Here is a 3,825-nt window from a genome sequence, read left to right as displayed (position 1 = left end):
TTGATCCCGGTGACCCTTTGCGAGAGTTTTATCCCCAATCGTCAATCCTCACCCTGAAACAATGATTAAAAGGCGGTGTAATATACTTGAACGCAGCGCCGAAAAAAATCCCTGTGAACAGACCATTCCGCATTAAAGCTGACTATACGCCGGCCGGTGACCAGCCAGAGGCTATTCGAGGCCTTGTCGATGGGCTGCAAGATGGACTGGCTCGCCAAACCTTACTCGGCGTTACAGGATCGGGCAAGACGTTCACCATTGCGAATGTCGTCCAGGAAGTCCAGCGGCCGACCCTGATCTTGGCCCCGAATAAGACACTGGCGGCGCAGCTTTATGGGGAGATGCGAGAATTCCTGCCCGATAATGCAGTCGAGTATTTTGTTTCTTACTATGACTATTATCAACCAGAAGCCTATCTCCCATCCACTGACACCTATATTGAAAAGGATGCCGCGATCAATGAACACATCGAACAGATGAGACTTTCAGCCACAAAGGCGGTGCTTGAGCGCCCCGATACGGTGATCGTCGCCACGGTCTCTGCCATCTATGGTCTCGGTGATCCGAGGGCTTATCTCAGCATGGTGCTCCATTTGGACCGTGGCGATAAGCTGGGCCAGCGCCCCATAGTGCGCCGCCTTGCGGAAATGCAATACACCCGTAATGATATGGAGCTTCATCGCGGTACCTATCGCGTCCGAGGAGATGTTATCGATATTTTCCCGGCCGAGTCTGAACGCGAAGCAGTGCGGATCGAGCTATTCGATGACGAGATTGAATCCTTGATCCGTTTCGATCCTTTAACTGGTGAGATGTTACGTCGTATTCCTCGGGTCACTATACATCCAAAGACCCATTATGTTACTCAGCGCCAGACTCTCCTTGATGCGGTGGAAGGAATTAAAGTTGAACTCGAGGAGCGCCTTAAGCAACTTTATCAAGCAAATAAATTGGTTGAAGCGCAAAGGTTGGAACAGCGTACGCGCTTTGATATCGAAATGATGTTTGAGATTGGCTACTGCGCGGGTATTGAAAACTATTCTCGATATTTATCCGGTCGTTCGCCTGGCGAGCCACCGCCAACCTTATTTGATTATTTACCAGAAAACGCTTTGTTGGTGGTGGACGAAAGTCACGTGACCATACCGCAGCTTGGTGGCATGTATAAGGGTGATCGGGCTCGCAAGGAGAATCTAGTGGAATATGGTTTTCGTTTGCCTTCTGCGCTGGATAATCGTCCGTTGCGTTTTGACGAGTTTGAGCACCTCGCTCCCCAGACTATCTACGTCTCTGCAACCCCGGGGCCGTACGAGATGGAACAGGCGGGACAGGTCGTGGAGCAAGTCGTACGGCCAACCGGACTTGTCGATCCGGAAGTCGAAGTGCGCCCCGCCTCGACCCAAGTAGATGATCTACTATCTGAAATCAGAACAGAGGCGCAGGCTGATCAACGTATTTTAGTCACGACGCTCACGAAGCGAATGGCGGAAGATCTGACTGATTATTTATCGGAACATGGCATTAGGGTTCGTTATCTGCATTCGGATATTGATACGGTTGAGCGGGTGGAGATTATTCGCGATCTGCGCTTGGGCAAATTTGACGTATTGGTAGGCATTAATTTACTACGAGAAGGGCTGGATATGCCGGAGGTGTCCCTTGTCGCGATCTTGGATGCAGATAAGGAAGGGTTTCTACGGTCGGGTACGACCTTAATACAGACGATCGGGCGCGCCGCCCGCAACATCCATGGCAGAGCCATTCTTTATGCAGATTCCATGACGGGTTCAATGCAAAAGGCCATCGATGAAACGGAACGCCGTAGGGAGAAGCAACGAGCATACAACCGGGAGCGCGGGATCACGGCGCGGGGTGTTCAAAAAGCCGTCACCGATATTATGGAAGGTGCCTATGTAGATGGTACGGCACCGTATCGTAAACTCGATCGATTGTCAGAAGAATCAGTAGCGTATGCGGCAATGCCGATTGATACGCTGTTGCGCAAGGTCAAACAGCTCGAAGAGAAGATGTATCGGCACGCTCGGGACCTGGAGTTTGAGGAGGCTGCAGGTATCCGGGACGAGATCAAGCGCATCCAGTCCTACGGACTCGGATTGCCGGATGTTAAGGCTGGTTAGTCAAAGGGAACGTTAAATAGGGAAGCAGGCAAAGGGGTAACTGTAATAGACCTAATGTCTGATATCTGTAACGACGCTTGCTTGTGTTCCAAGGGATATGTTTTGTATGCTATCCGCCCGCATTAGGCGCGTAGCTCAGTGGTAGAGCACTACCTTGACATGGTAGTGGTCGGTGGTTCGATCCCACTCGCGCCTACCATCAGTCAAAAGCGCCGCGTGATGCGGTGCTTTCTTTTTGTCGATCGCACCCAAGACGGGTTACGTTTATAGAGGGCAAGACATAGCATGCCTACGGTTACGCTTCCAGACGATAGTAAGCTTAAGTTTGACCAACCAGTGACGGCGGCCGAGGTTGCCAGTGCAATAGGTCCGGGTCTGGGGAAGGCAGCGCTTGCTGCAAAAGTCGATGATCGGCTGGTCGATACGTCATATGTGATCGACAAGGATAGCCGCCTCTCGATCATCACTGACCGTGATCCGGAAGGATTGGAAGTGATACGGCACTCGTGTGCCCATCTAATGGCCCAGGCGGTTAAGACATTGTTCCCAACGGCGCAAGTTACCATTGGTCCTGTCATCGAAGACGGTTTCTATTATGACTTTGCCTACGAGCGTCCCTTCACTCCTGAAGACATTGAAGCCATTGAATCGAAGATGGCAGATTTGGCAAAGGCGAACTTGAAGGTAAGTCGGTCAATTATGGGACGGGATGAAGCGGTGAGGTTCTTCCGCGATATGGGGGAGGAGTTCAAAGCTGAGATCATCTCCTCTATCCCGGAAGATGAAGAAATAACTTTATATAAACAGGGCGATTTTATCGACCTTTGTCGTGGGCCTCACGTGCCGAGCACGGGCATGATTAAGGTCTTTAAACTCATGAAGGTTGCCGGTGCTTATTGGCGAGGTGATTCCAATAATGAAATGCTTCAACGCATCTATGGTACTGCGTGGCCCGACAAGAAGGCACTGAAAGCCTACCTTCAGCGCATTGAAGAAGCAGAAAAGCGCGATCACCGCAAGCTTGCTAAACAGCTGGATCTTTTCCACGTTCAGGAAGAGGCGCCGGGCATGGTGTTCTGGCACCCGAACGGGTGGGTGTTATACCAGCAGGTGGAGCAGTTTGTCCGCGAGAAGATGCTTGTGCACGGCTACAAAGAGGTCCGCACGCCACAGATCGTTGAACGTTCTCTATGGGAGCAATCCGGGCACTGGGACAAATTTGGGGATCTGATCTTTTCCACTGGTTCCGAAAGTCGGGAGTACGCAGTGAAACCGATGAACTGCCCCTGTCATGTGCAGATCTTTAATCAGGGGCTCAAAAGCTACCGCGATCTCCCGCTGCGCATGGCGGAATTCGGATCCTGTCATCGCAATGAGCCATCCGGCACCTTGCACGGTCTGATGAGACTGCGTCAGTTCACTCAGGATGATGCACATATCTTTTGTACGGAAGAGCAAATTCAGGATGAGGTGTCGGCGTTTATCGACCTTTTATTCGAGGTCTACGCTGACTTCGGCTTCGACGAGGTCATCGTCATGTTGTCGACCCGTCCGGCGAACCGGGTGGGCAGTGACGCCGTTTGGGAGAAGTCCGAGCAAGCTTTAGCAACAGCCTTGAAAAACAAAGGATTAGAGTGGGAGCTGCGTCCTGGTGAGGGAGCATTCTACGGGCCTAAAATCGATTTCT

Annotated in this window: 2 protein-coding genes and 1 tRNA gene; all 3 read left to right on the top strand. The window is 51.5% G+C overall.

Annotation, left to right across the window (positions count from 1 at the left end; all coding sequences use genetic code 11):
* Positions 1-113 precede the first annotated feature (113 nt).
* Entirely contained in the window at positions 114-2,138 is a 2,025-nt protein-coding gene (gene uvrB / locus O6944_01945) for an excinuclease ABC subunit UvrB (GenBank protein MCZ6717905.1), read from the top strand.
* 124 nt (positions 2,139-2,262) lie between these two features.
* Positions 2,263-2,337, top strand: a tRNA-Val gene (locus O6944_01940).
* A gap of 86 nt (positions 2,338-2,423) precedes the next feature.
* Positions 2,424-3,825: threonine--tRNA ligase (gene thrS, locus O6944_01935; protein MCZ6717904.1), on the top strand; the 1,402-nt coding region annotated here is incomplete at its 3' end.

This window comes from Gammaproteobacteria bacterium, assembly GCA_027296625.1.
GTDB lineage: Bacteria > Pseudomonadota > Gammaproteobacteria > JAKEHO01 > JAKEHO01 > JAKEHO01.
The sequence above is the reverse complement of the archived record's forward strand: the minus strand, read 5'-3'. Positions and strand labels throughout refer to the sequence as shown.